This window comes from Stenotrophomonas sp. 22LJNL06-5-1 (assembly GCF_056861455.1).
This window is the reverse complement of sequence record NZ_JBSPUE010000003.1, coordinates 33,913-56,641: the sequence shown is the minus strand read 5'-3', so window position 1 is coordinate 56,641 and position 22,729 is coordinate 33,913. Positions and strand designations below refer to the sequence as shown.

The 22,729-nt window shown below is 65.5% G+C and carries 25 protein-coding genes and 1 tRNA gene; 12 read left to right on the top strand and 14 right to left on the bottom strand.

The window, feature by feature from the left end; translation table 11 throughout:
• The first annotated feature begins 18 nt into the window (after nucleotides 1–18).
• The 3 genes from hutC (at nucleotide 19) to AC13GF_RS08575 (ending at nucleotide 1,425) form a co-directional block, all read left to right on the top strand.
• Nucleotides 19–747 carry a histidine utilization repressor gene (gene hutC / locus AC13GF_RS08585; protein WP_483004340.1) on the top strand — a complete coding sequence of 243 codons (729 nt, stop codon included), beginning with the start codon at nucleotides 19–21 and terminating at the stop codon, nucleotides 745–747.
• A gap of 94 nt (nucleotides 748–841) precedes the next feature.
• The gene (locus AC13GF_RS08580) at nucleotides 842–1,024 is read left to right on the top strand and encodes a type II toxin-antitoxin system HicA family toxin (protein ID WP_483004339.1); all 183 of its coding nucleotides are present in this window, start codon (nucleotides 842–844) and stop codon (nucleotides 1,022–1,024) included.
• Nucleotides 1,025–1,032: 8 nt separating this feature from the next.
• Entirely contained in the window at nucleotides 1,033–1,425 is a 393-nt protein-coding gene (locus AC13GF_RS08575; protein WP_059034761.1) for a type II toxin-antitoxin system HicB family antitoxin, read from the top strand.
• 162 nt (nucleotides 1,426–1,587) lie between these two features.
• On the opposite strand, the gene AC13GF_RS08570 is transcribed toward AC13GF_RS08575, so the two are convergent.
• The 3 genes from AC13GF_RS08570 to AC13GF_RS08560 form a co-directional block, all read right to left on the bottom strand.
• Nucleotides 1,588–2,598, bottom strand: coding sequence for a restriction endonuclease (locus AC13GF_RS08570; protein ID WP_483004338.1), 1,011 nt, complete (start codon nucleotides 2,596–2,598; stop codon nucleotides 1,588–1,590).
• Nucleotides 2,599–2,834: 236 nt separating this feature from the next.
• Nucleotides 2,835–3,326: a phasin family protein gene (locus AC13GF_RS08565; protein WP_010480542.1), complete on the bottom strand. Its 492-nt coding sequence runs from the start codon at nucleotides 3,324–3,326 to the stop codon at nucleotides 2,835–2,837.
• A gap of 80 nt (nucleotides 3,327–3,406) precedes the next feature.
• Nucleotides 3,407–3,682 carry a polyhydroxyalkanoic acid system family protein gene (locus AC13GF_RS08560; protein ID WP_005417302.1) on the bottom strand — a complete coding sequence of 92 codons (276 nt, stop codon included), beginning with the start codon at nucleotides 3,680–3,682 and terminating at the stop codon, nucleotides 3,407–3,409.
• A 125-nt stretch (nucleotides 3,683–3,807) separates the two neighbouring features.
• On the opposite strand from AC13GF_RS08560, the gene AC13GF_RS08555 reads away from it, so the two are divergent.
• From AC13GF_RS08555 to aroA, 4 genes are all read left to right on the top strand, one after another.
• Nucleotides 3,808–4,614, top strand: coding sequence for an FHA domain-containing protein (locus tag AC13GF_RS08555; RefSeq protein ID WP_483004337.1), 807 nt, complete (start codon nucleotides 3,808–3,810; stop codon nucleotides 4,612–4,614).
• A gap of 194 nt (nucleotides 4,615–4,808) precedes the next feature.
• Complete coding sequence (gene serC / locus AC13GF_RS08550; RefSeq protein ID WP_483004336.1) at nucleotides 4,809–5,894, top strand: 3-phosphoserine/phosphohydroxythreonine transaminase; 1,086 nt, start codon at nucleotides 4,809–4,811, stop codon at nucleotides 5,892–5,894.
• Between the two features lie 51 nt (nucleotides 5,895–5,945).
• The gene (gene pheA, locus AC13GF_RS08545) at nucleotides 5,946–7,145 is read left to right on the top strand and encodes a prephenate dehydratase (protein WP_014037689.1); all 1,200 of its coding nucleotides are present in this window, start codon (nucleotides 5,946–5,948) and stop codon (nucleotides 7,143–7,145) included.
• A 76-nt stretch (nucleotides 7,146–7,221) separates the two neighbouring features.
• Nucleotides 7,222–8,529: a 3-phosphoshikimate 1-carboxyvinyltransferase gene (gene aroA, locus AC13GF_RS08540; RefSeq protein WP_483004335.1), complete on the top strand. Its 1,308-nt coding sequence runs from the start codon at nucleotides 7,222–7,224 to the stop codon at nucleotides 8,527–8,529.
• A gap of 136 nt (nucleotides 8,530–8,665) precedes the next feature.
• Here the strand turns inward: aroA and AC13GF_RS08535 are convergent, their stop codons facing one another.
• Together AC13GF_RS08535 and AC13GF_RS08530 are read right to left on the bottom strand one after the other, a co-directional pair.
• Nucleotides 8,666–9,238 carry an energy transducer TonB gene (locus AC13GF_RS08535; protein WP_126927614.1) on the bottom strand — a complete coding sequence of 191 codons (573 nt, stop codon included), beginning with the start codon at nucleotides 9,236–9,238 and terminating at the stop codon, nucleotides 8,666–8,668.
• Between the two features lie 119 nt (nucleotides 9,239–9,357).
• Nucleotides 9,358–9,996, bottom strand: coding sequence for an energy transducer TonB (locus AC13GF_RS08530; RefSeq protein WP_126927613.1), 639 nt, complete (start codon nucleotides 9,994–9,996; stop codon nucleotides 9,358–9,360).
• A 113-nt stretch (nucleotides 9,997–10,109) separates the two neighbouring features.
• Here AC13GF_RS08530 and serS point away from each other — a divergent pair, with 113 nt between their 5' ends.
• Nucleotides 10,110–11,390 carry a serine--tRNA ligase gene (serS, locus tag AC13GF_RS08525; protein ID WP_483004334.1) on the top strand — a complete coding sequence of 427 codons (1,281 nt, stop codon included), beginning with the start codon at nucleotides 10,110–10,112 and terminating at the stop codon, nucleotides 11,388–11,390.
• A gap of 400 nt (nucleotides 11,391–11,790) precedes the next feature.
• Here the strand turns inward: serS and AC13GF_RS08520 are convergent, their stop codons facing one another.
• Entirely contained in the window at nucleotides 11,791–12,141 is a 351-nt protein-coding gene (locus AC13GF_RS08520) for an SH3 domain-containing protein (RefSeq protein ID WP_483004333.1), read from the bottom strand.
• A gap of 237 nt (nucleotides 12,142–12,378) precedes the next feature.
• Nucleotides 12,379–12,966 (bottom strand): FMN-dependent NADH-azoreductase, encoded by a 588-nt coding sequence (locus AC13GF_RS08515; RefSeq protein ID WP_149908594.1) that lies wholly within the window; start codon nucleotides 12,964–12,966, stop codon nucleotides 12,379–12,381.
• Between the two features lie 122 nt (nucleotides 12,967–13,088).
• Here AC13GF_RS08515 and AC13GF_RS08510 point away from each other — a divergent pair, with 122 nt between their 5' ends.
• Nucleotides 13,089–14,081, top strand: coding sequence for a LysR family transcriptional regulator (locus AC13GF_RS08510; protein WP_049449057.1), 993 nt, complete (start codon nucleotides 13,089–13,091; stop codon nucleotides 14,079–14,081).
• 81 nt (nucleotides 14,082–14,162) lie between these two features.
• Here the strand turns inward: AC13GF_RS08510 and AC13GF_RS08505 are convergent, their stop codons facing one another.
• Nucleotides 14,163–15,233: a DUF4241 domain-containing protein gene (locus AC13GF_RS08505; RefSeq protein WP_483004332.1), complete on the bottom strand. Its 1,071-nt coding sequence runs from the start codon at nucleotides 15,231–15,233 to the stop codon at nucleotides 14,163–14,165.
• Between the two features lie 125 nt (nucleotides 15,234–15,358).
• Here AC13GF_RS08505 and AC13GF_RS08500 point away from each other — a divergent pair.
• A tRNA-Ser gene (locus AC13GF_RS08500) sits at nucleotides 15,359–15,448 on the top strand.
• A 646-nt stretch (nucleotides 15,449–16,094) separates the two neighbouring features.
• Here the strand turns inward: AC13GF_RS08500 and AC13GF_RS08495 are convergent.
• The gene (locus AC13GF_RS08495) at nucleotides 16,095–18,848 is read right to left on the bottom strand and encodes a UvrD-helicase domain-containing protein (protein ID WP_483004530.1); all 2,754 of its coding nucleotides are present in this window, start codon (nucleotides 18,846–18,848) and stop codon (nucleotides 16,095–16,097) included.
• Nucleotides 18,849–19,011: 163 nt separating this feature from the next.
• Between AC13GF_RS08495 and AC13GF_RS08490 the strand changes: the two genes are divergently transcribed.
• Nucleotides 19,012–19,236 carry a hypothetical protein gene (locus tag AC13GF_RS08490; RefSeq protein WP_483004331.1) on the top strand — a complete coding sequence of 75 codons (225 nt, stop codon included), beginning with the start codon at nucleotides 19,012–19,014 and terminating at the stop codon, nucleotides 19,234–19,236.
• A gap of 69 nt (nucleotides 19,237–19,305) precedes the next feature.
• Here AC13GF_RS08490 and AC13GF_RS08485 read toward each other — a convergent pair whose 3' ends face one another.
• Nucleotides 19,306–19,638, bottom strand: a complete 333-nt coding sequence (locus AC13GF_RS08485; RefSeq protein ID WP_483004330.1) for a hypothetical protein — start codon at nucleotides 19,636–19,638, stop codon at nucleotides 19,306–19,308.
• Between the two features lie 116 nt (nucleotides 19,639–19,754).
• Nucleotides 19,755–20,744: an acrylyl-CoA reductase (NADPH) gene (acuI, locus tag AC13GF_RS08480; protein WP_483004329.1), complete on the bottom strand. Its 990-nt coding sequence runs from the start codon at nucleotides 20,742–20,744 to the stop codon at nucleotides 19,755–19,757.
• 101 nt (nucleotides 20,745–20,845) lie between these two features.
• Between acuI and AC13GF_RS08475 the strand changes: the two genes are divergently transcribed.
• Nucleotides 20,846–21,193, top strand: coding sequence for a winged helix-turn-helix transcriptional regulator (locus tag AC13GF_RS08475; RefSeq protein ID WP_483004328.1), 348 nt, complete (start codon nucleotides 20,846–20,848; stop codon nucleotides 21,191–21,193).
• A gap of 144 nt (nucleotides 21,194–21,337) precedes the next feature.
• On the opposite strand, the gene AC13GF_RS08470 is transcribed toward AC13GF_RS08475, so the two are convergent.
• The 3 genes from AC13GF_RS08470 to AC13GF_RS08460 all read right to left on the bottom strand — a co-directional run bounded on the left by AC13GF_RS08470 (nucleotide 21,338) and on the right by AC13GF_RS08460 (nucleotide 22,572).
• Nucleotides 21,338–21,472, bottom strand: coding sequence for a hypothetical protein (locus AC13GF_RS08470; protein WP_483004327.1), 135 nt, complete (start codon nucleotides 21,470–21,472; stop codon nucleotides 21,338–21,340).
• A gap of 66 nt (nucleotides 21,473–21,538) precedes the next feature.
• Entirely contained in the window at nucleotides 21,539–22,009 is a 471-nt protein-coding gene (locus AC13GF_RS08465; RefSeq protein WP_483004326.1) for an outer membrane lipoprotein, read from the bottom strand.
• Nucleotides 22,006–22,572 (bottom strand): putative periplasmic lipoprotein, encoded by a 567-nt coding sequence (locus AC13GF_RS08460; protein ID WP_071227578.1) that lies wholly within the window; start codon nucleotides 22,570–22,572, stop codon nucleotides 22,006–22,008. The genes AC13GF_RS08465 and AC13GF_RS08460 overlap by 4 nt, the downstream gene beginning before the upstream one ends.
• Nucleotides 22,573–22,729: the final 157 nt, after the last annotated feature.

Genomic DNA, 22,729 nt, shown 5'->3' with positions numbered 1-22,729 from the left:
TCACAGAGACCCCATTACGTGAAGGCCAGCAAGTCCGCCACGCTCAACCAGCGTATCCGCAGCGATCTGGAAAGCCGCATCCTCAGCGGAGAATGGGCGCCGGGCTTTCGTATTCCGTACGAACACGAGCTGATGGAGCAGTACGGCTGCTCGCGGATGACGGTGAACAAGGTGCTGACCGCGTTGGCCGAGAGCGGCATGATCGAGCGTCGCCGCCGTGCCGGTTCGTTCGTCGCGCGGCAACCCCCGCACCTGGAGCAGGTGGCGCTGGAGATTCCCGATATCGCGATGGAGGTCGGCTCGCGCGGCCATCAGTACGCCTATCGTCTGCTGCAGCGCGACCTGCGCCTTGCCGATGCCGGCAATGCCGGTGAAGTCGAGCTGGCCGGGCAGGAAAACCTGCTGGCGATGCGTTGCCTGCATCTGGCCGATGGTCGCCCGCTGGCGTTGGAGCATCGCCTGATCAGCCCGGTGGGCGTGCCCGAGGTGCTAGAGGTCGATTTCAGCACTACCGCGCCGGGCAGCTGGTTGCTGCAGAACGTGTCGTGGACCCGTGCCCAGCACCGCATCAGTGCCTGGGGCGCGGATACCGCCACCGCCAAGCTGCTGGACGTGAAGCCCGGCACCGCCTGTCTGGTGATCGAGCGCTTGACCTGGCGCGGCGAACAGCCGATCACCCGCGTGCGCCAGGTGTTCCTCGGCGATGCCTGGGACCTGGTGGCGCGCTTCGCGCCCGGGACGCGGTAGGGATTCCATCCACGCATGGCGTGGATCTACTGGGCCGGAACGGCTGTCGCCTTGAACTCTGTCGGGGCGTGTGTACGATGTGTATCGTCCCTGCATGAAGAGCAGGGACCTCATCCGGGAACTGGAAGCGGCAGGTTGGATCTGTCGCCGGATCCGCGGATCCCATCATGTATTCGTGCACCCGCAGCACCCTCACATCATCACCGTTCCTCACCCAAGGAAGGATCTGGGGACGGGGCTGGTGCAGGCGTTGCGGAAGCTCGCGGGACTGACGTAGGAGGGCCCATGCGATATCCAGTCTTGATCGAGGCAGGCGATGAACGCACCGCGTGGGGTGTGGTCGTTCCAGATCTGCCGGGGTGCTTCTCGGCGGCCGACACGCTTGATGATGCGCTCAGCGCTGCCGAGGAAGCTGCGCTCGCTTGGATTGACGCGGCCCTGGATGAGGGGCGCTCGATTCCGACACCTTCCGCGCCGCAGAAGATCGCCACCGAGGCATCCAAGGACATCCGTTGGATTCTTGCGTACATCTGCATTGATCCAGCTCTGCTGGACGACACCATCGAGCGGGTCAATATCAGCCTGCCACGCCGGATCCTGGCGAGGCTGGATGCGCAGGCCAGAGCGGCGGGTGAATCGCGCTCCAGTTACATCGCCCATCTCGCGGCATTGGGCTGAGCAGGCGCCATGTGCAGCCGAGCCGATGCTCGGCTGCTGTTCGCGCGTGGCTCAACTCTGCAAAGGCATCCACGCGTGGCGTGGATCTACCAGAGGTTCGCGCGCATCGCCCAATCGCAACCGGGGTTCAGTAGATCCACGCTATGCGTGGATGCTGCCCCATCAATACGTAGCGCACTGCCGCCAGCGCACCGGCTCATCCACACCGGGGCGGGCATTGAGCTGGATGCGCACGTTGCGCAGGGCGGGGTAGTGCAGCACTTCCTCGCAGACCTGCGGCCACACCGCGTCCAGCTCGCCGGTCCGGTTGATCGCCAATGTCTGCCGGGTCAGCCAGACACCGCTGGCGATGCCGGGCTTGCCGGCTAGTGCACGGGACAGATCGGTCTGGAAGCGCTCCAGCGTGGCGGCATCCGGGTTGGGGTTGCTGCGTGCATCGGTTGAGGGCGTGGCCGGTGCGGGCGTAGCGGCCGGCAGCATGGTGGCGGGGGCCAGCGCCGGTTCGGGCGCAGTTTCAACCGCAGGCGCAGCCGGCGCGGGGGCAACCGCCACCTCGGCAACAGGCGCGGCGTCCTGCACATGCAGCCCTTGCAGGCTCAATCCCACCAGCAGGCCCAGCGTGACCGCGCCGAGCGCGGCAATGGCGATCCGGCGCAGGGCTTCATGGCGGGCGCTGGCGCGCACACGGGTTTCGATTTCCGCCGGCAGGTAGGGCTGCAGCAGCGGCCACAGGCGCGGGCCGTCCAGCACCTCGACCGCCTGTTTCTCGGCAGCGCTGCGGCCGTCGCGTTCCATCCGGCCTTCGGTCAGCAGCACGCCGCCCTTGGCGCCGGCCAGGCGCGCGGCCGCACCCAGTTCGTTCACTGCAGCGGTGCCGATACGGTAGGCCAGGCCATGCTTGCACGACACCAGCCAGCTGTTGGGGCCGTCACTGAGCAGGAAATCGCTGCTTGGCTCACGGGATTCCTCGCCCGGGTCATCCAGTTCGCGCAGGCCGCGCTGCTCGCGCAGCATGCGCTTGACCAGCACCGAGAATTCGCGCCAGTGCATGCCCGCCAGGGCCTGCAGGCCGAGTTGCATCTCCTTCTGCCGCCGTTTGATCCACCACAGATAGACAACGGCCAGGGAACAGGTAAGCAGGGCCGACAGCAGGGCCAGGATCCAAGGGAGCATGCAGGAGGTGCGCGGAAGGGGCGAATGCGAAGGCGACAGTGTAAAGGTCGCGCCGTGCCGCTGAGTCAGGAGGTTCCTGACAGGAAGCGTGATGGAGCACGCAGTTCGGAATACCGCGGGCACGAAAAACCCGCCAATCCTGAAGCCGTGAGGGGAGGGAACAAACGGCAGCCGAAGCGATTGGCGGGTTGCTCGCGATTGTCAACCAAAATTTATTGCATTGCAACAATAGCCGGTCAGGGCACGCTGCCTGGCGACTGATGGCTGCCCGGTGCAGGTGCATCGGTGCCTGAAGCGTCGCGATTCTCCAGCTTGGCCAGGCGCGCCTGCAGGGCGTCGATGCGGGCCTCCAGCGCAGTCACCTCGTCGGCGGTGGGCACGTGCAGGCGCTTGAGTACGCCCTGCACCTGGTCGTCGAACGCCTTTTCAACCTTGTTCCAGGTGCCGGAGGCCTTCTCGCGGGCCTCGTCCAGCGACGTTTCAACGTTGTCGCGCCAGCCCGGGCCCTGTTCGCCGTTGCGTTCACGGCGGCGGGCTTCCCAGGCTTCGCCTTCCTTCACCAGGCCGTCGAAGAAGCGGCTGCCTTCGGCCTGTGCACGGCCAAGAGCGCCCAGGCCTGCCAGCCAGACCTGCTGCGCCGAGTCACTCAGCTTGCGCGAGAAGCGCTCGGCCTGGTCACCGAACGAGGCGTCGTCGTTGCGGCGGTCATCGTTTTCGTACTGGTTCATCGCACTTCCCGTGGGAGTTGGGCCTGTCCCGAGAGTAGCGCGCGTTGGCGTTGCACGGCCGTGACGGCCGCCGCTGGGGTTCAGCCCAGCTTTTCCTTCAGCACGCGCTGGATCTCGCCTTCGACCATGCCCTTCATCGCCGACAGCAGGAAGCCCAGCTTGGCGGTCACGCGCACGGCGCCCGGCTGCAGTTCGATCGCACCGTCCACGCCGCTGCCGGAGAAGTTCAGCACGTCGGCGGTCCAGGACGACTTCAGGCCGAAGCGCTCGGACAACTTGGCGGCAACCTGTTCGATCGCGGCGCGCGCCTGTGCGTCGGGCAGGGCGTGGGCGTGGCGGACATCGATGGTGGACATGCAGGCTCCTGGCGCAGGGCGGGGATGATCAATGAGGGCGAGCATTGTGCGCATCGAGGGCCTCCGCGCCAAGCACTCATCGTGGGTTCTTCTTCGTTGGCGGCCAACCTGCTAGGCTGCGCCGCGTGCAGAACCTGCTTGTTCACTTCAGTCAACAACAACAGCCCGACCAGCCGCTGCGGCCCGGGGTGCAACGCATCGTGCGCCAGGCCAACGGCAGTGTGCGGCTCGGCGATGCCGGCCACGGTGCCCTGCTGCTGGCGCAGTTCTGCGTGGATGATCGCGGCCTCTGGCTGCAGGTCGGCAACGGTATCCGCGGCATTCATGTGAACGGTCGCCCGGTGCGGCGCATGGCGCTGCTGCGTGCGGGCGACGCGGTGTATGTGGACGGCGTGGAAATGGTCCTGCAGGGCGAGGTGGAGAGCCTGCTGCAGGCCCCCGCGCCGAACAACGGTGACGGCAACGACGAGCAGCAGCGCCTGCTGCGCGGTGTCGGTGGCCTGCACCATGGCCGCAGCTTCACGCTGTCGCGGTCCCGCCTGATCGGCCGCGGTGGCGACGCTGACATCGAGATCAATGAACCGGCCTTCGCCGAACAGCACGCCCGCGTGGAAGTGCACGGCGAGCGCGTGCTGCTGCGTGACCTGGGCAGTGCCGACGGCACCCGGGTCAACGGCGTGGCCGTGCGCCACTGCTGGCTGCAGGCGGGTGACCAGGTAGTGTTCGATGGCCAGCACCGGTTCGTGCTGGAAGTGCCGCATGACCCACGCCGACGCCCGCTGCCGGATGAAGACGAGTCCAGCCAGGACGCCGAGCAGGCGCCGGTGCTGCCGGCCGTGCCGCGCAAGGTCCGGCGCTGGCCGTGGCTGCTGGTCAGTGCGCTGCTGCTGGCCGCGCTGCTCAGCCTGCTGCTCTGGTTCGGCGCGCGCTGACGGTCGCGTGGTGACGGTAGTGCCGGCCGCTGGCCGGCAGCCGCCGCCCGGTATTCGTTGGGTTGCCGGCCAGCGGCCGGCACTACCCGGTCGCGTCGCCAATGGATTCCAATGAAACCAAATTTCCCTTGCGCCACAAGGCCGCAAGGCTGGTGCACTGCGGCATACTACGGGTCTTGCCCCACAGGTGTGACATGACGCGCGCGTTCAACTTCAGTGCCGGCCCTGCAACCTTGCCGGAATCGGTCCTGCGCCAGGCGCAGGCGGAAATGCTGGACTGGCACGGTACCGGTGCCTCGATTGTGGAAATGAGCCATCGCGGTGCGGAGTTCATGTCCGTGGCGGCCGAGGCCGAGGCCGACCTGCGTCGCCTGCTCGATATTCCCGAAGACTATGCGGTGCTGTTCCTGTCCGGTGGTGCCACCACCCAGCAGGCGCTGATCCCGCTGAACTTCGCTGCCCCCGGCCAGCGTGCCGATTACGTGGTCAGTGGCCACTGGGGCAAGACGGCGGTCAAGCAGGCCGGTGTCTACGTCGACGTCAACATTGCCGCCAGCAGCGAGGCCAACGGCTACCGCGAACTGCCGGCGCGCGCCGACTGGCAGCTGTCGCCCGATGCCGCCTACGTGCACATCACCGCCAACGAAACCATCCACGGCGTCGAGTTCCGTGATGTGCCCGACACCGGCGACGTTCCGCTGATCGCTGATTTCAGCTCGTCCATCGCCAGCGAACCGCTGGATGTGCGCCGTTATGGCGTGATCTACGCCGGCGCGCAGAAGAACCTCGGTCCGGTCGGCATCGCGGTGATGATCATCCGCCGCGACCTTCTCGAGCGCAGTGGCCAGCCACGTGCGGACATCTTCGATTACCGCTCGCACGTTGCCCGCGATTCGATGCTCAACACCCCGCCGACCTGGAACTGGTACCTGGCCGGCCTGGTGTTCAAGTGGATGCTGGCCGAAGGCGGCGTGGCCGAGTTCGCCAAGCGCAATGCCGCCAAGGCAGCGCTGGTGTACGGCGCCATCGACGGCTCTGGCGGCTTCTACCGCAACGAGGTCGCACACGCGGCCCGTTCGCGGATGAACATCCCATTCTTCCTGCCCGATGCCGAGCTCGATGCCCGCTTCGTCGCCGAAGCCAAGGCCGCCGGCCTGCTGGCGCTGAAGGGGCACAAGGTGGTCGGGGGCATCCGTGCCTCGCTGTACAACGCCATGCCGCTGGCCGGGGCCGAGGCGCTGGTCGCCTTCATGGCCGATTTCCAGCAGCGTCACGGTTGAGCAATGAACGGCGCGCACCGTCGGGTGCGGGCCCCGCAACAAGGAATTCCGATGGCAAGCAGCAAATCCAGCAAGAAGGCGCCGAAGAAGGCCGAACCGGCCAAGGACAGCGCGCCCACCAAGGCGAAGGGCAAAGCCAAGGCGGCCTCGAACCCGGCACCCACCCTGGCGCCGCTGGCGCTGGCCGATGTGCGTTCGAAGATCGACCAGATCGACCGCGACATCCAGAGCCTGATCGCCGAGCGTGCGCGCTTTGCCCACCAGGTCGGCAAGGCCAAGGGCAAGCTGGCCGCCGCCGTCGACTACTACCGCCCCGAGCGCGAAGCGCAGGTGCTGCGCATGGTGGTGGACCGCAACGAAGGCCCGCTCAGCGATGAGCTGCTGGTGCACGTCTACCGCGAGATCATGTCGGCCTGCCTGGCCCAGCAGGAGCCGCTGAAGATCGGTTATCTCGGCCCGGAAGGCACCTTCAGCCAGCAGGCCGTGCTCAAGCACTTCGGCCGCTCCGCGCTGGGCCTGCCGATGGCCAGCATCGAAGAAGTGTTCCAGGAAGTGGAAGCAGGCAATGCCGATTTCGGCGTGGTGCCGGTGGAGAATTCTGGGCAGGGCACCATCCAGATCACCCTGGACATGTTCCTGACCTCCAACCTGAAGATCTGTGGCGAAGTGGAACTGCGCGTGCAGCAGTACCTGATGTCGCGCAGCGGCCGCATCGAGGACATCGAGCGCATCTACGCACACCCGCAGTCGTTCATGCAGACCTCGGCGTGGCTGCGCGCCAACCTGCCGAAGGCCGAGAAGATCCCGGTATCCAGCAACGCCGAAGGTGCGCGTCGTGCGCGCAACGCCGACGACGCGGCGGCCATCGGCGGCGAGAGCGCCGGCCATGTGTACGGCCTGAAGAAGGTGGTCACCAAGCCGATCCAGAACGATGCCGACAACACCACCCGCTTCCTGGTGGTGGGCCGCAACATCTTCCCGACCTCCGGTCACGACCGCACGTCGGTGCTGGTGTTCATCCATGACAAGCCCGGTGCGCTGTTCGACGTACTCAGCCCTTTCGCCCGTCACGGCATCAGCATGAACCGCATCGAGTCGCGGCCGTCGCACCACGGCAAGTGGGAGTACGGCTTCTTCATCGACCTGGCCGGCCACATCGACGATGCGCCGATGCAGGCCGCGCTGGCCGAACTGGAAGCGCACTCGGCGCAGATTAAGGTGCTGGGCTCCTATCCGGTGGCCGTGCCCTGAGTGCTGCTGCGGCGGCCACGGCCGCCGCTCCCTGATGCATCGCCGGCGCTGCCGGCGTTTACGGAATGATCGAACGATGAGCAACGTGCAACACTGGATCGCCCGCAAGGGCCAGCCGCTGCAGGGCAGCCTGACCATTCCCGGCGACAAGTCGGTCTCGCACCGCTCGGTGATGTTCGCCGCGCTGGCCGATGGTACCTCGCATATCGAAGGCTTCCTGGAAGGCGAAGACACCCGCGCCACTGCGCGCATCTTCAGCCAGCTCGGCGTGCGCATCGAAACGCCCAGCCCGTCGCAGCGCATCGTGCACGGCGTCGGTATCGACGGCCTGCAGGCCCCGGATGCGCCGCTGGACTGCGGCAACGCCGGCACCGGCATGCGCCTGCTGGCCGGCCTGCTGGCAGGCCAGGCGTTCGACTGCACGCTGATCGGCGATGAGTCGCTGTCCGGCCGCCCGATGCGCCGCGTGACCGGCCCGCTGTCGCAGATGGGCGCGAAGATCGACACCGAAAGCGATGGCACGCCGCCGCTGCACGTGCATGGCGGGCAATCGCTGCATGGCATCGACTTCGCCTCGCCGGTGGCCAGCGCGCAGATCAAGTCGGCGGTGCTGTTGGCAGGTCTGTACGCGCAGGGCGAAACCAGCGTGCTGGAACCGCACCCGACCCGCGACTACACCGAACGCATGTTGTCGGCGTTCGGCGTGGACATCGAATTCTCGCCGGGCAAGGCCCGCCTGCGTGGCGGCCAGCGCCTGCGCGCGACGGATATCGTGGTGCCGGCCGATTTTTCCTCCGCCGCGTTCTATCTGGTGGCTGCCAGCATCATTCCGGGCTCCGAGCTGCGCCTGAAGCAGGTCGGCCTGAACCCGCGCCGCACCGGTCTGCTGCATGCGCTGCGCTTGATGGGCGCGGACATCACCGAAGAGAACCCGGCCGAGCAGGGCGGTGAACCGGTGGCCGATCTGGTGGTGCGCTACGCGCCGCTGAAGGGTGCACGCATTCCGGAGGAACTGGTGCCGGACATGATCGACGAGTTCCCGGCGCTGTTCGTGGCCGCTGCCGCCGCCGAAGGCCAGACCGTGGTGAGCGGTGCGGCCGAGCTGCGGGTGAAGGAATCCGACCGCCTGGCCGCCATGGCCACCGGCCTGCGCGCGCTGGGCATGCAGGTGGACGAAACCGAAGACGGCGCCACCCTGCACGGCGGTGTGCGCCTGGGCAGCGGCACCATCGAAAGCCACGGTGACCACCGCATCGCCATGGCCTTTGCCATCGCCGGCCAGATCAGCGATGGCGAAGTGCGCATCAACGACATCGCCAACGTCGCCACGTCCTTCCCGGATTTCGATGGCCTGGCGCGCAGCGCCGGGTTCAACCTAGCCTGATCGTCACCGCGTCCGCCGGGCCCTGCCCAGCAGATCGCGCGCCTTGGTAGGTGCCGACTTTGGTCGGCACGCTTTCCCGCATAAAAGGACGGAGGCCGAAGCCTCCGTCGAAACATCACGAACCCCTCGTCCGCGATCAACGCTGCTCGGTACGGAAATCCACTGGGACCCGCACCACGCTTGCTACTGCGCGGCCGTCATGCACCGCGGGCTGGAACTTCCAGTTCTGCACGGTGTTCAGCACCGCACGATCCAGGTCGCGGCTGCGCTCGCCGCTGCGCGAAACGATCGCAGCGTTGGCGACGTTGCCGCGGGTATCAACATTCAGGCTGGCGATCACGCTGCCCTGTACGCCACTGCGCAGTGCGGCGGCGGGGTAGGTGGGCATGCGGTTGTTGGCCAACGGGCGCGCTTCGCGATTACGCAGCACCGGCGCCGCCTTGTGCTGGCTGGAGGCCGGTGCGGCCTGGCGCGCGGCGGGCGCCGCTGCATCGGTTGCCGCGGCCTGCTCAGGGGCAGGCAGCATGCGCTCGCCGACCGGTGCTGGCGCCACATCTTCCTGGTTGGAATGACGCAGCCACAGCAGGGCGGCTGCAAACATCGCCACGATCAGCGCGATCCACATCCAGGGCGACGTGGGCTTGTGCTGCACGCTTGAATCCTGCTGCAGCTGCGGCGAATGAAGGTCTTCGTGGGTGGTGGCAGTCATCGCTAACTCCTTCCGTCAATGGACGACGTGGGAAGTGTTGCGCGAGCCATGGACGGGAAGTGTCAGCGTTGCGTCAACGCCACCGGCAGGGTTCAGTTTGCCTGCCGGGAAGCGTTCAGTTACTGCGTCTTGAAGTCGAACGGCACTTCAATGCTGCCGGGCACGGCCTGGCCATTGCTCTGCGCCGGGGTGAAGCGCCAGCGGCGCACGGCGTCGGTGGCGGCACGGTCGAGGTCGCGTGAGCCGCTGCGCTGGATCACCGTCGCGTTGTTCGGATAGCCGGTGGCGTCCACATCCACGCGTACCACCACGGTGCCGGTTTCACCGGCGCGCAGGGCGGCGGCGGGATAGGACGGTGGCGGCGACTGGCCGGCGATCGGCATCGGCTGGCTGTTGCCGCCGGCGGCGGGCGCAGGGCCCGGTGCAGCCGGGGCCGCTTCAGCGATGGGGGCGGGCGGTGGCGGAGCGGTTTCGACCAGCTTCGGCGCTTCTTCCTCGACCGGGGCCGGCTTGGCATCGGGCATGTCGCTGGAACCAGCCGCAGCGGCCAACGGTTCCGGCAGGGGCTCGACCTGGGCGGTTTCCTGCGGGGTCTGCGCGGCCGGGTCGGCGCGGAAGAACTCCTTGTCACGGCCGGTCAGCCAGACCAGCACGAACAGCAGCACGCCCACGCCGAAGGCGATGCCGGCGATCTTCAGGGCGTTGCGCGGGATATGCACAGTGAACGACTTGGCGGACGACGAGCGGGGTGCAGACATGGACCGGACCAGTACGGAATAGCCCGATTCTGCCACGCCGGGAATGAACCGGGCGGCAGAAATCCGTATAACAAGCGATAATCCCATCCCTGATACCCACCACGACACCTGCCATGCTTGATCCAGCCCTGCTCCGCCACCAGCCCGCCGACCTCGCCGAACGCCTGCGCACCAGCCGCGGCTTCGAGCTCGACGTGTCTGCCCTGGAGTCCCTGGAGGCCGATCGCAAGCGCATCCAGGTGCGGACCCAGGAGCTGCAGAGCCTGCGCAACAGCCGTTCCAAGGCCATCGGCCAGGCCAAGGCCAAGGGCGAGGACGTCTCGGCCATCATGGCCGAGGTCGCTGCCTTCGCCGACGAGCTGAAGGCCTCGGAAGTGGCCCTGGATGAGCTGCGCGAGAAGATCGAAGCGATCTCGATGGGCATTCCGAACCTTCCGGCCGATGACGTGCCGGCCGGTGCCGACGAGAACGACAACGTGGAGCAGGCGCGCTGGGGTACCCCGCGCCAGTTCGACTTCAAGGTGCTCGACCACGTCGAGCTGGGCGCCCGCAACAAGTGGCTCGATGGCGAGACAGCCGCCAAGCTGTCCGGCTCGCGCTTCACCGTGCTGCGCGGCCCGATCGCGCGCCTGCACCGTGCCCTGGCCCAGTTCATGCTCGACCTGCACAGCGGGGAGCATGAGTACCAGGAGACCAACGTGCCGGTGATCGTCAATGCCGACAGCCTGTACGGCACCGGTCAGCTGCCCAAGTTTGAAGAGGACATGTTCATCACCCAACTGGGTGAACAGAAGCGTTATCTGATCTCGACCTCGGAAATTTCGCTGACCAACATCGCCCGCGACGAGATCCTCGACGCTGAGCGCCTGCCGCTGCGCATGACCGCCCACTCGCTGTGCTTCCGTTCCGAGGCCGGCAGCGGCGGCCGCGACGTACGCGGCATGATCCGCCAGCACCAGTTCGAGAAGGTCGAGCTGGTCTCGATCAGCCGCCCGGAAGACAGCGACGCCGAACACCAGCGCATGACCCGCTGCGCCGAAGTGGTGCTGGAAAAGCTGGGCCTGCCGTACCGCAAGGTGCTGCTGTGCACCGGCGACATGGGCTTCTCGGCGGTGAAGACCTACGACCTGGAAGTCTGGCTGCCGTCGCAGGAGACCTATCGCGAGATTTCCTCGTGCTCGAACTGTGGTGATTTCCAGGCCCGCCGCATGCAGGCCCGCTGGCGCAACCCGGCCACTGGCAAGCCGGAACTGGCGCACACGCTGAACGGCTCGGGCGTGGCGGTTGGCCGCGCGATGATCGCGGTGATGGAGAACTACCAGAACGCCGACGGCAGCATCACCGTGCCGGAGGCCCTGCGCCCGTACATGGGCGGCCTGGAAACCATCGCCTGATTTCCTGATCGGGCGGGTGCCATGCTTGCATGGCACCGCTGTGGCTCTGGTGGGTGCCATGCTTGCATGGCACTGCTGCGGCTCTGGTGGGTGCCATGCTTGCATGGCACTGCTGCGGCTCTGGTGGGTGCCATGCTTGCATGGCACTGCTGCGGCTCTGGTGGGTGCCATGCTTGCATGGCACTGCTGCGGCTCTGGTGGGTGCCATGCTTGCATGGCACTGCTGCGGCTCTGGTGGGTGCCATGCTTGCATGGCACCGCTGCGGCTCTGGTGGGTGCCATGCTTGCATGGCACCGAATCCACGCATGGCGTGGATCTACTGGAGGATGTTGCACGTGCCCGGCATGAATTCACCGATGCCCCAGTAGATCCACGCCATGCGTGGATGAACCACCGTGATCACTCCACAGCGCGCAGCTTCTCCAACGGCACCCATCCCGGTTCGCCCGTCGCCGGCACACACCACGCCCAGCCATTGAGCGTGCGCTCCCCGCGCACCACCTGCCCGGGATCCACATCCAGTTCCCGAGCGCAGTAGTCCTCCGTGGCAAATGCGCCACCCTGCGCGTCGCGGCCGATTACAGGCGCCGGCACGAATCCAGGCTGCTGCCCTTCGGCTTCGCACAGGAACCAGTCTTCCCAGCCCTCCGGGCCTTCATAACGTTCGCCCACCACCATTGCCTGGCCACGGCGCAGGGTGATCGGGTACGGAAATTCGCTGCGGTGTGCAGTGGTCACGATGTAGTTCATGACTCAGCCTAACGTTCTGATGAGTGTTATGCATGGCGCTGCATCCACGCATGGCGTGGATCTACCGATGCACGTGCAGTAGATCCACGCCATGCGTGGATGGCGCACCGCTCAGGCCAGATACAAAAAAACGGCCCCGCAAAGCGGGGCCGCCAGGGTGGGCCGGGATGGGGGAGGGGATCCCGGCCCGCGTTCAGCGCCCAGACGAGGAGAGAGCGGCGCCGAACGCTGGAACGCTTATGCAGCGGCGGCTTCGGCCGCTTCGTGCGACGGCAGCGCAGCCAGTGCGCCGGCAATGGCGTCTTCGCGGTGCTGCGGCGAGTAGGCGATGCCTTCGGCGCGTACGAACTCGACATCGTTGATGCCCCAGAAGGCAAACGTCTGGCGCAGGAACGGCTCCTGGAAGTCCGCGGGCGAATCGGTGTAGATGCCGCCACGGCTGCTGGCGATGATCACCCGCTTGCCACCGGCCAGGCCTACCGGGCCGTTCTCGGTGTACTTGAAGGTGCGGCCGGCCACGGCCACGCGGTCGATCCACGCCTTCAGGGTGGACGGAATGCTGAAGTTGTACATCGGCGCGCCGATCACCACGATGTCGGCCGCCAGGAACTGCTCGAGCACCTGTTCAGCATCGGCGGCTTCGGCAGCGTCGGTCTTGGCAAGCGATCCGCTACGCAGATGCGGTACCGGATTGGCGTCAAGATCGCGATAATCAACCTGCAGGCCGTCGATCTGCTGCGTGAACTGGGCCACCACGGCGGCGGTCAGGTGGCGGGAGACGGAGTTGTCGCCAAGCACGCTGGCGTCGATGTGCAGAAGCTTCATGGCAGTACCTATGTTCGGGAGAGGTGGCGGGCTTGCCGCCGACGGAGAGAACGATAGGTTGTTGCAAAGACGGAATAAAGGTGGTTGAATGCCACGTATTGTTCTAGATATGGAACTCGGGCATGCATGACCTGAATGATCTGTACTACTTCGCGATGGTGGTCGACCACGGCGGGTTCGCCGCCGCCGAGCGCGCACTGGGTATTCCCAAGTCGCGCCTGAGCCGCCGCATCAGCCAGCTGGAAACCGACCTCGGTGTACGCCTGCTGCAGCGCTCCACGCGCCGTTTCGCCGTCACCGATGTCGGCACCAGCGTGCACCGCCACGCGCAGACAATGCTGGCCGAGGCACAGGCCGCACGCGAAGTGGTGGACCGCCTCAGCGCGGAACCGCGCGGCGTGGTGCGTGCCAGCGTGCCGGTGTCGCTGGCGCAGATGCAGCTGCCCAAGCTGCTGCCCAAGTTCCTTGAGCAGTACCCGAAGGTGCGCCTGCAGCTGAACATCAGCAACCGCCGCGTGGACATCATCAACGAAGGCTACGACGTGGCCCTGCGCGTGCGTTCGCGCCTGGACGACGATGGCAGCCTGGTGATGCGCAGCTTCGGCCAGGTGCAGGAACTGCTGGTGGCCAGCCCGAAGTACCTGGACCGCGCCGGTCGGCCCAAGGACCCGGAAGAGCTGACCCAGCACGTCACCCTCAGCATCAGCGAAGACGAAGCACGCCAGCGCTGGGAACTGCATGGCCCGGAAGGTGAGGTTCGCCGGGTTGACCTGCAGCCGCGCGTGGCCGGTTTCGACTTCCCGCTGCTGCAGAGCATGGTGAAGGACGGTTTCGGCATCACCATGCTGCCGGAAACCGTGTGCGCCGATGCGGTACGCAATGGCGAACTGGAAGTGGTGCTGCCGGACTGGTCGCTGCCGCAGGGCGTGTGCCATGCGGTGTTCGCCTCGCGCCGCGGCCTGCTGCCGGCGGTGCGCGTGTTCATCGACTTCCTGGCCGAGCACCTGCCGCCGCAGCTGGAGGCCTCGCGCCTTGATTGCGGTGGCGCCTGTGAAAAGGCCAAGGAGCGGATCAGGGCCAGTGCGCTGGGCGCGTTGGCGGTGGACGCGGGCTGAGGCACCTACCCACACCTGCACCGCCAATCTGTGAAACGGTAGCGCCGGGCCATGCCCGGCGTTGCTGCTTTCCGGCCCCGGTCAATTCCGGCCGAACAGCCGGTCCCAGAAGCTGCGCCGCGGCGGTGCGGCGGGTGTGGGCTCGGCAATGACCGGTGCTTCCAGCACCGCCATCAGTTCCGCGCTGCGTGGCTTCTTCAGGAAGCGCGCGTAGTCCAGGTAGCTGGTCACCTTGCTCATGTGCAGCCGCTCGGGCATTGCCGGCAACGCGCCGCCTTGCAGCAGCACCCGCAACGCCTCTGGGCGGTCCAGACGGATCGCCTCGAACACGGCGGTGCCGCCGCAACCGGGTTCGATCTGGTTGGCGCGCTGTGGCGCATCCTTCAGCAGGTCGCGCAGTGCGTTCGCATCATCGCGTTCCACCGCCGCTACCAGTCGTGCCAGTGCTTCGGCTTCTTCGGGCGGAAGACTGTCGCGATAGGCCTGGTCGGCGATCTCGCGCTCGTCGCGCCCATCACCGCCCTGGATGCACAGGAAATCGGTGACCAGAGCGACCGGAATGCCGGACGTATCCAGCGCCCAGTAGCTGGGATAGACGCCGTCGCCCCAGCCGCTGGTGAATACGACCAGGCCATGCGGTGAGTCCTCGCCCCAGGGGCGGTATTCGGCGCCCTCATCCAGGCCGTCATGGTCGATCAGTGCATCAGACCACTCGCTGCCTTCGTCGCCATCGGCCTGTTCGATCAGGGCCAGCAGTGCCTGCTGGGTGTCGGTATCCATGAAGCAGCCGATGCCGGCGTCGACCGGGTAGCCGATGAAGCTGTCCTCATCCAGTCCGGTCAGGTCCTGCGTGGTCCAGCGCGCCATCTGCCAGTGCAGGGCAGACGCAGTGAGGGCTTCGCGGGGCTTGAACCAGACCACGGCCAGCGCCGGGCGGCCGCTGTGCACGATGATCTCAACCGGATGCCGGCCCAGCGGGGCGGTGTAGTCGGCCAGCGCAGGCGCCTCGGCCTGGACCAGCGGATCGCAGACCACCAGATGCCCGCTGCTGACCGGCAAGTGCCCGGCGAAGGCGCGGTGCAGGGCCACTGCGGCCAGCTGGGTATCGTCCAGCAGGCAGGTGCGCAGGTTGGCCAGATCGAGATGGGCCATGGCGGCTCCGAGTGCGGTGAAGGCCCCCACCGTGCCGGATGCGAAGGGCAGGGGCAAGGTGGTCTTGGGCAAATGCCCTTCACGTGCGAGAATACGCCGCTGCCCGGGCGACCGGGACCCCGATTGGAGAGATGGCCGAGCGGTTTAAGGCACCGGTCTTGAAAACCGGCGAAGGGTTAAACCTTCCGTGGGTTCGAATCCCACTCTCTCCGCCATGATGTTCAGAAGAGCCCCTGGAAATAGGGGCTTTTTTTTATCCAAGCCCCTTGCTGAACAGCCATCCGGTCACTAGGGTCAGGTGAACGAATAAACCGATGCATTCCTCTGGCAACAGGGAATTACTTCATTCAAGGATGGCAATCGTTCCAGGTGCACAAGCGCCTATGTTGGCGCCAGGCAATTTGAATGTGCCAGGCACCCGCGCTAGGCTTCGGATGCCCAAGGAGGGCGACCAACGGAGTCATGGCATGAAGATTGGATTCAAGCTTTCTGTTGCGGTTGCGGCCTGTGCGTTGACCTTTGGAATCAGTAGCGCTACGGCGAAGGCACCTGGCCCTTGTTCCGTCTGCGAGGTCCAATACATTGCATGCGAGGCGTCAGGTACAGACTTGAGTATCTGTACCCGGAACTATATGCAATGCTTGCGTCTGAACGGCTGCATTATCCCGTAGCAGGGCGCGGCGGGGACGTGTGGGGGCCTTTCGATACCCTGCAACCTTGCCAACATCCAGACAAAAGCCTCGGTCCTGCCGGGGCTTTTTCGTTTCCGGAAACGCCATGGCGCGCATCACGCCGGGGGGCGAAACCGAGACGGTACCTGTGTGCGCTGATGCAGGCATATGTGGATGGAGCGGGGCGCATTCATCCCCGACGCCCACCCTTCGGCTTGCTGTGGCACAACGGATAGCTCGAGCACGACCGGAAGGCCCCATGCGGCCCAATGCGGTCCACAAACACACCTACCTTGCACACCGGGCAGCGATCTTCGTGGATCGCCGCGCCTGAAATCGCGGTCACTTCCACCGCCCCGTCCTTCACCAGCTCGTCCAGGAACGGCGAGTGCTTCCCTTGCAGGGTGAACATGGCGACCGAGCGCCGCGCACGCGTCAGCGCGACATAGAACAACCGCCGTTCTTCGCTCAATGGGTAGGTATCCCCATCCGGCATTGCCAGGGAAAGCACCGGGTCATCCGCGCGCAGGCTCGGGAAGCTACGGTTGATCATGCCCGGCAGGATCACGTAGTCCGCCTCGCGTCCCTTCGACCGATGGACCGTGAGGAACTCCACGTCCATCGTGCTGCCGAAGGCTGTCTTCCAATCCGAAGGCATCGCGCTGCGATCGGCGCGGTAGCGCCCCAGGATGAAGACCGTCACGCGTCCGTTGCGCCCTTGCGGCACCGCTCCGGACAACAACTGCTGATGCAGCTTGGCGAGATGCTGGCGAACGCCATCCTGCAGCTCCTCGCGTCGATTCATCTGGAACGCCTGCAGCACCGGGCCCATAGCCGGTGTAGTAGAACGAACCTCCTTGACGATCTGTGCGGGGTTCCTGCTGACGAAGTGACTGGAAGCATCACAGAGCGCCTGTGGGCAGCGGAATGTCTGCTCGAGCTTCAGCACCTGGCGGTGCCCCATCCACTCGCGGAATCCGGTCATCACCGAAACGTCGGCACCGGCGAAGCGATTGATCGATTGCCAGTCATCGCCCACCGCAAACAGATAGCGGCCCGGTTGGCTGACCAAGGCGCGGCAGAGGCGCGCACGGGCGCGTGATGCGTCCTGGAACTCATCGGCCATCACCAGTTCGTAGGGTGATTCATAGTGGCCCTGTTCCAGCAGCCCAGCCGCCATGTTGAGCATGTCCTCGAAGTCGATGCCGCGCTCGTCAGCCAGTGCGTTGTCCCAGGCCTGGAAAACCGGCCCTGCAATTTCCAGGAAGCGACGGTGTCGCTCCTTGAACTGATCCTCGGGCATCTGCCGCAGGCGGGCGGCCATATCGTCCAGCGTCAGGCAGTTGCTCTTGGCGTGGGCAATGAAGGTGCGCATCAAGCCGATCAGGTCCGCGTCCGGCATCGGCTTGGCGCCCTGATCCGGCAACTCACGGTCCGGGTTCGGGTCGAGTTCAACATCAGACTCGCCAAGCTTCTCTGCGAGGTCCAGCAGGGCATGTCCACTGCGCAGGCCAAACGACGTCGTCTCGACCAGCGCGGTGCCGCGCGCCACATGCTGCTGGCGCTTCCAGTGCATCCCTTCGCTGTAGTTGGCAAAGTGCTTCGGCGGCTGTCCATCGGCATCCAGCGCAAAGTGCTCGTGATACAGCCCTGCGTCCGGATAGTAGAAGTCCGGACGATACTGGCGATGGGTGTCGGTCGCCGTATCAAATTCGTAGCGTCGCTCGTAGTCGTACGTCACGCCGTTGTAGAACAGCCAGTCGGCGATCACGCATTCTTCCAGGCTCTTCACCCGCTCACCCTGCAGGGTGCGGATGTAGGGCGTGCCATCGCGGTCGTAGCCGTCGGCCTCCATTTCCGCGCCGAATGGCGGCAGGTCGCGCCCGAACACCAGGCGGAACATGTCCCATTGGGTGCGGAAGTGGGTCGAGCGATCCTTCAGGTCGTCCACCAGTTCGGCCAGCTTGTTGAAGCCCAGCGTGGCGTCAATGGCCCATTCGGGGATGTCGGGCTTGCGGCCGGTGGCCTTGGCGACGATGGCCAGGCCGAGTGCATGGAAGGTCCGTGCCTCAATCGTGATATCACCCATGCCCAATCGGTCGAAGGAACGCTGTGCGCGCTCTTCAAGCTCCCTGGCGGCATCCTTGTTGAAGGCGAGCATCACGATCCGTTCGGGCTCGACAAATCCGCGATCGATGGCATAGGCGGCCTTGGCGACCATCGTGGAGGTCTTGCCAGAGCCGGCCGCAGCCACGACCTGCACGCGGTTGTCGAAGCAGATGACGGCGCGGGCCTGTTCGTCGGTCAGCGGCTTGCTCTCGACCCGGTCCAGGAAATCCTTGGCCAGTACCCGCTCGCGCGCTGCCATGGTTGCGTTGGCGTCGGCCCAGGCGGTGGGCCAGTCCAGCTGCCAGTCGTGCAGGGCGTCCAGTGCTGCACGGTGGCTGGGCGAATGCAGGTCCTCATGCACATCCTCATCCAGGAACAATTGTTCCAGCTCGCGCGGCGGGAGCGGCAGGGCGGGGCGCCCGGCCAGCAGCATCTGCTGCTGCTCGTGCGTGATCCAGCGGCGGCCGGTGCTGCTCCGGTCGATGAGGGCGTCTGCTTCGGACAGCCACGACTGGATCTGCTCCAGAATCGTGTCGAACAGTGCCTTGCGCCCTCGCGTGGTACCCACAAAGCGCACCTGCTGCAGCGCTGCCGCAAGCCGGGAAGCCTGGCCGTTGGGCAGTCCATCCATGGTCAGCACGCCGTCGGCCTGGGTCTGCAGGACGACTTTGGCCCAGAAGAGTCCTGGGATGACCTGCACGCGCTCGTCGTCAGCCACGTGCTGCCGGTACTGGCGGCCTTCAATCAAAAGCTCAGCATGTTCGCCGTCAAGTCGCAGCCGCCAGTCCGGCGAGCGGGTCACACGTAGGCCCCAACCCGAGGGGCGCCATTCCATAGACATCCAGATACTGCCTTGCGTACGTCAACTGGGCTTGCAGAGCCCTTACCCCTCCATGATAAGGGGCCTTGACGACGCGCGTGGCCTTTCCTTTCATGGTCGGCCGTGCAACCGGATTCATTGACGTAAGCGAAGGCCGTTGCCAGCATGAAGCCTGTGGATGTGGACGCTGCTCATGGAAATCGACTGGAACAGTGTGGGTACCTTGAAGCACACCGTCGGCGGCTACGATATCCGCACGGATGCACTGAAGATTCTGGTGACCGCTGCAATGCAGGGGCACGAGGGTGATGTCTCGCAGATGCGCATCGAGATGGAAGACGGCGTCGTCCTTCTGCCAGACGAGATCAGGCGCCTGGCACTGGCGCGGAGTCGCATCCGCTAGCCGCGCCGATTGGCACTGGACCCGGTTGGCCTGCGGCAACTCCAGGTGCCAGCGCCTGCCAGCACGGAATCACTCGTAGACGCGGTCCCGCCTCGTGGGAGGCACCTCAACCAGGTCTCCCCGCCGGATCAGCTCATCCAGATCCACTGCCGATGCTGCCAATGCCTCCTGCGCATCGAAATCCCATTTGTTCCTGTACTCGCGCGCCAGAAGATCGCATACCGCCTTGGCGCGCTGGTAGGCATCGTTCTTGGCGTCATCCTGCATCAGCTCATCGCGATGGATCTGGCAGAGCATCAGCTGGTGTGCATCTTCGCCGCGCTCGCGCTCCCAGGTAATGTCGGGCAGGCCGGAAAGAGCGGTCGCAAGTGCGAGTGCAGTCATTGACATGGCGGTGTCCACAGTCGGCGGAAACCTGAGCGTATGCGAGCGGCAGTGGCAAGCGACCGCTGCCGCTCGCATGGTTTCACGACGTGTTCACCATTCGTCGCCGGATGGAATGCGCTGAGGAAACTTCCTCAGGCATTCACATCCACGACAATCCGCCCACGCACCCTGCCCGGAATGATCTGCTCGTAGACCTCAAGCACGTCGGCAAGCCCAATCAGCTGCACCGTGCTTTCAAGCTTCTGCGGATCCAGGTCGGTGGCAAGCCGGTCCCACGCACGCTGGCGAACATCCTGCGGCGCATTTACCGAATCCACGCCGGCAAGGGTCACGTTGCGGAGGATGAAGGGCAGCACCGAGCCGTGCAGTGCATCGCTCTGCGCCAGACCACAGGCAGCGACGGCACCGCGGTACTTCGTCTCGGCAATCGCGTTGACGAGGGTAGGGCCACCGGCCACATCCACCACGCCGGCCCAGCGTTCGGCGCTCACCGGCCGGTCGCGTGGTTCTGAAAGCTGCGCGCGATCGATGATCTCGGCGGCACCCAGGCTGTGCAGGTACTCGGCGTGTTCCGGGCGTCCGGTGGCGGCCACCACGCGATAGCCCAGCTTTGAAAGGATCGCTACCGCAATCGAGCCGACGCCACCGTTGGCGCCGGTGACCAGCACATCGCCCTTGTCAGGCGTCACGCCGGCGTCTTCCAGTGCCAGCACGCACAGCATGGCGGTGTAGCCGGCGGTACCGATGGCCATGGCATCGCGGGTGGTCAGGTTGCCGGGAATCCGGTTGAGCCATTCGCCACGCACGCGGGCACGCTGTGCCAGGCCGCCATGGTGGCCCATGCTCAGGTCCCAGCCATTCAACACGACACGGTCACCGGGCTGGAAATCGGCATTGCTCGACTCCAGCACTACACCGGACAGGTCGATGCCGGGAATGAGCGGGAATCTCTGGATGACCGGGCGCGAATTGGTGAGCGCCAGTGCGTCCTTGTAGTTGAGCGTGGAGTACTCGACGTCCACCAGGACGTCGCCGTCCATCAGATCGGCTTCATCAAAATCGACCAGCTCGGTCGAAACCTGGTTGTTCGTCTTGCGGGTGAGCAGTGCTTTGAACGTCATGCTGGGCCTCACATTCAAGGAATGGGGCCATGCTAGGCTCGCACCACTATTGCAACAAGAACGATGATTTTCCGTAGGTACTATGGTTTTTCGGAGTATGCATGCGTAGCAAGCGTTGGGACGGCAAGAGCGGGTGCGCCGTGGAAGTCACGCTGTCGGTCATGGGGGGCGTGTGGAAGCCTGTCATCCTCTTTCACCTGATGACGGGCAAGCGTCGTTTCATGGAGCTGACACGGCGGGTGCCCAACGCCACCCAGTCCATGCTGACCAGCCAGCTGCGCGAACTGGAAGCCGACGGGGTGGTGATCCGTCATGTCTATGCCGAGGTACCACCGAAGGTGGAGTACGAGCTTTCCGAGTTCGGGCGCACGCTGGTTCCGGTGCTGCTGGCCATGCGCGAGTGGGGTGAAAACTATCGCGGCCATAGAAGCACGGACAGCGACGGCTGAGGCCTGAAGCGTAGCGCCGAGCGTGGTCGACCTGGCCCGCGCACCCCGCAGCGTTCCGGAGCCCACGGCAATACCCGCAGTGCTGCAGGCAACGCATGTGGAGCGCTGCCTCGCTCCGCGAACGATCCCGCCCACCTGCGCGTTTCAATGCCCACGGATGTAGCAGTACATACGCCGGTTGCGCAGTCGTTGCAGCAGATGGAAGCCGCCAGCCTGGAGCGGCAGCAGGCGGTCATGCAGCGCCAGCAGGATATCGAAGTGCAGGCTCGCGAGAGTCACGCGGTGCGGATGGGTTGAAATCGCGCCGCAGCAGAGCGATGCCCCATGAAAGGGGCATCGCCGCGTTTACGGGGCCGACTTCTGCTGGCGTGGATCGGCAATGATCCGCGAGGGTGACCCATACAGCACCAGCACCCGCATGCCGGTGCTGAATACCGGATCGGGGCCTTGTACAACTGTCATCAGATTGCCGTTCTCCGTCTGCACCACGTATTCCAGGCCCTTGGCCTGCGAAAGTGCGCGTTCGGAGGCTGCACCGGCAATCGCGCCTACCACCAGGCCGCCAATGGCACCGATGGCCGCTGCCTGGTCGCTGCCACCGATGGTGGAGCCGGCCACGCCGCCAGCCGCAGCGCCGGCAACGGCACCACCGCCCTGTGAGCCGTCAATACTGACCGCACGGACGCTGATGACCGTGCCGCTGACGGTGCGATTGACCTGTCCCACCGAACCGATGGAGTAGCTGTCCGTGCGCACATTTGGTGCGCATGCCGTCAGTATCACAGCAGCGGATACGGCCAGCAGCAGGCGCTTCACGGCGCTTCCTGCTTGTTCGGGAACATCGGCTTGGAGATATCCACTGTCTCCAGGGCCTGCAGGAACTGGGCGATGTTGTTCTGGGCCGAGCGGCTGATCGACTCACGGGCACGGATCACACCTGCGAAGGCGTAGTTGAACGGAACTTCGCCGGACGCGCTGACATCCTGGGTGTAGACGATGCTGCCCGTTGCACGATCGATCAGCTCGTAGCGGGCGATCGTCTTGGTGGTCATCGATGCACCGAAGCTGGGAATGTCGATCGCCAGGATCTTCACCGACAGGCTCAATTTCACCGGCGCGTCGTCGCGGAACACCGCCATCTTGTTCAGTGCTTCGGTCAACGCGTTCTGCCACATCTGCGGCACTTCGTGCTGGGCCTGCGCGGGGATCTTGCCCTTGGCTTCATCCGGACGTGCCAGCGTGACCGTCAACGACTTCAACTCGCCATCAATCTTCTTGCTGCTGACCCCGACATTCGGGACCGAGAAGTTGAGCGGCGGATTGGTGGTGCAACCTACCAGCGACACGGCGATGATCGCCGCGAACAGGAACTTCTTCATCCATTTTCCCCTGTGACTACGTTGAAACATCCATGGTGAATCGCGTGTTCGTCGGCAACGACGATGCTGCGCCGCAGCGGCCGCATGAAGGCGTGGCTGACTGCGCGCAAGGATACCTGAATTGGGACGATCTGCCGCCTGGTACTGTCACCTGGCA

Bases quoted from the DNA above. Each gene is read 5' to 3' on its own strand.
- AC13GF_RS08565 (WP_010480542.1), bottom strand. From the start codon at position 3,326: ATGAACCAGTACGAAAACGATGACCGCCGCAACGACGACGCCTCGTTC.
- AC13GF_RS08510 (WP_049449057.1), top strand. From the start codon at position 13,089: ATGCATGACCTGAATGATCTGTACTACTTCGCGATGGTGGTCGACCAC.
- AC13GF_RS08530 (WP_126927613.1), bottom strand. From the start codon at position 9,996: ATGTCTGCACCCCGCTCGTCGTCCGCCAAGTCGTTCACTGTGCATATC.
- serC (WP_483004336.1), top strand. From the start codon at position 4,809: ATGACGCGCGCGTTCAACTTCAGTGCCGGCCCTGCAACCTTGCCGGAA.
- aroA (WP_483004335.1), top strand. From the start codon at position 7,222: ATGAGCAACGTGCAACACTGGATCGCCCGCAAGGGCCAGCCGCTGCAG.
- AC13GF_RS08505 (WP_483004332.1), bottom strand. From the start codon at position 15,233: ATGGCCCATCTCGATCTGGCCAACCTGCGCACCTGCCTGCTGGACGAT.
- AC13GF_RS08575 (WP_059034761.1), top strand. From the start codon at position 1,033: ATGCGATATCCAGTCTTGATCGAGGCAGGCGATGAACGCACCGCGTGG.
- AC13GF_RS08570 (WP_483004338.1), bottom strand. From the start codon at position 2,598: ATGCTCCCTTGGATCCTGGCCCTGCTGTCGGCCCTGCTTACCTGTTCC.
- AC13GF_RS08515 (WP_149908594.1), bottom strand. From the start codon at position 12,966: ATGAAGCTTCTGCACATCGACGCCAGCGTGCTTGGCGACAACTCCGTC.
- AC13GF_RS08535 (WP_126927614.1), bottom strand. From the start codon at position 9,238: ATGACTGCCACCACCCACGAAGACCTTCATTCGCCGCAGCTGCAGCAG.
- AC13GF_RS08560 (WP_005417302.1), bottom strand. From the start codon at position 3,682: ATGTCCACCATCGATGTCCGCCACGCCCACGCCCTGCCCGACGCACAG.
- AC13GF_RS08460 (WP_071227578.1), bottom strand. From the start codon at position 22,572: ATGAAGAAGTTCCTGTTCGCGGCGATCATCGCCGTGTCGCTGGTAGGT.
- AC13GF_RS08475 (WP_483004328.1), top strand. From the start codon at position 20,846: ATGCGTAGCAAGCGTTGGGACGGCAAGAGCGGGTGCGCCGTGGAAGTC.
- AC13GF_RS08495 (WP_483004530.1), bottom strand. From the start codon at position 18,848: ATGGAATGGCGCCCCTCGGGTTGGGGCCTACGTGTGACCCGCTCGCCG.
- pheA (WP_014037689.1), top strand. From the start codon at position 5,946: ATGGCAAGCAGCAAATCCAGCAAGAAGGCGCCGAAGAAGGCCGAACCG.
- AC13GF_RS08580 (WP_483004339.1), top strand. From the start codon at position 842: ATGAAGAGCAGGGACCTCATCCGGGAACTGGAAGCGGCAGGTTGGATC.
- serS (WP_483004334.1), top strand. From the start codon at position 10,110: ATGCTTGATCCAGCCCTGCTCCGCCACCAGCCCGCCGACCTCGCCGAA.
- AC13GF_RS08490 (WP_483004331.1), top strand. From the start codon at position 19,012: ATGTGGACGCTGCTCATGGAAATCGACTGGAACAGTGTGGGTACCTTG.
- AC13GF_RS08520 (WP_483004333.1), bottom strand. From the start codon at position 12,141: ATGAACTACATCGTGACCACTGCACACCGCAGCGAATTTCCGTACCCG.
- acuI (WP_483004329.1), bottom strand. From the start codon at position 20,744: ATGACGTTCAAAGCACTGCTCACCCGCAAGACGAACAACCAGGTTTCG.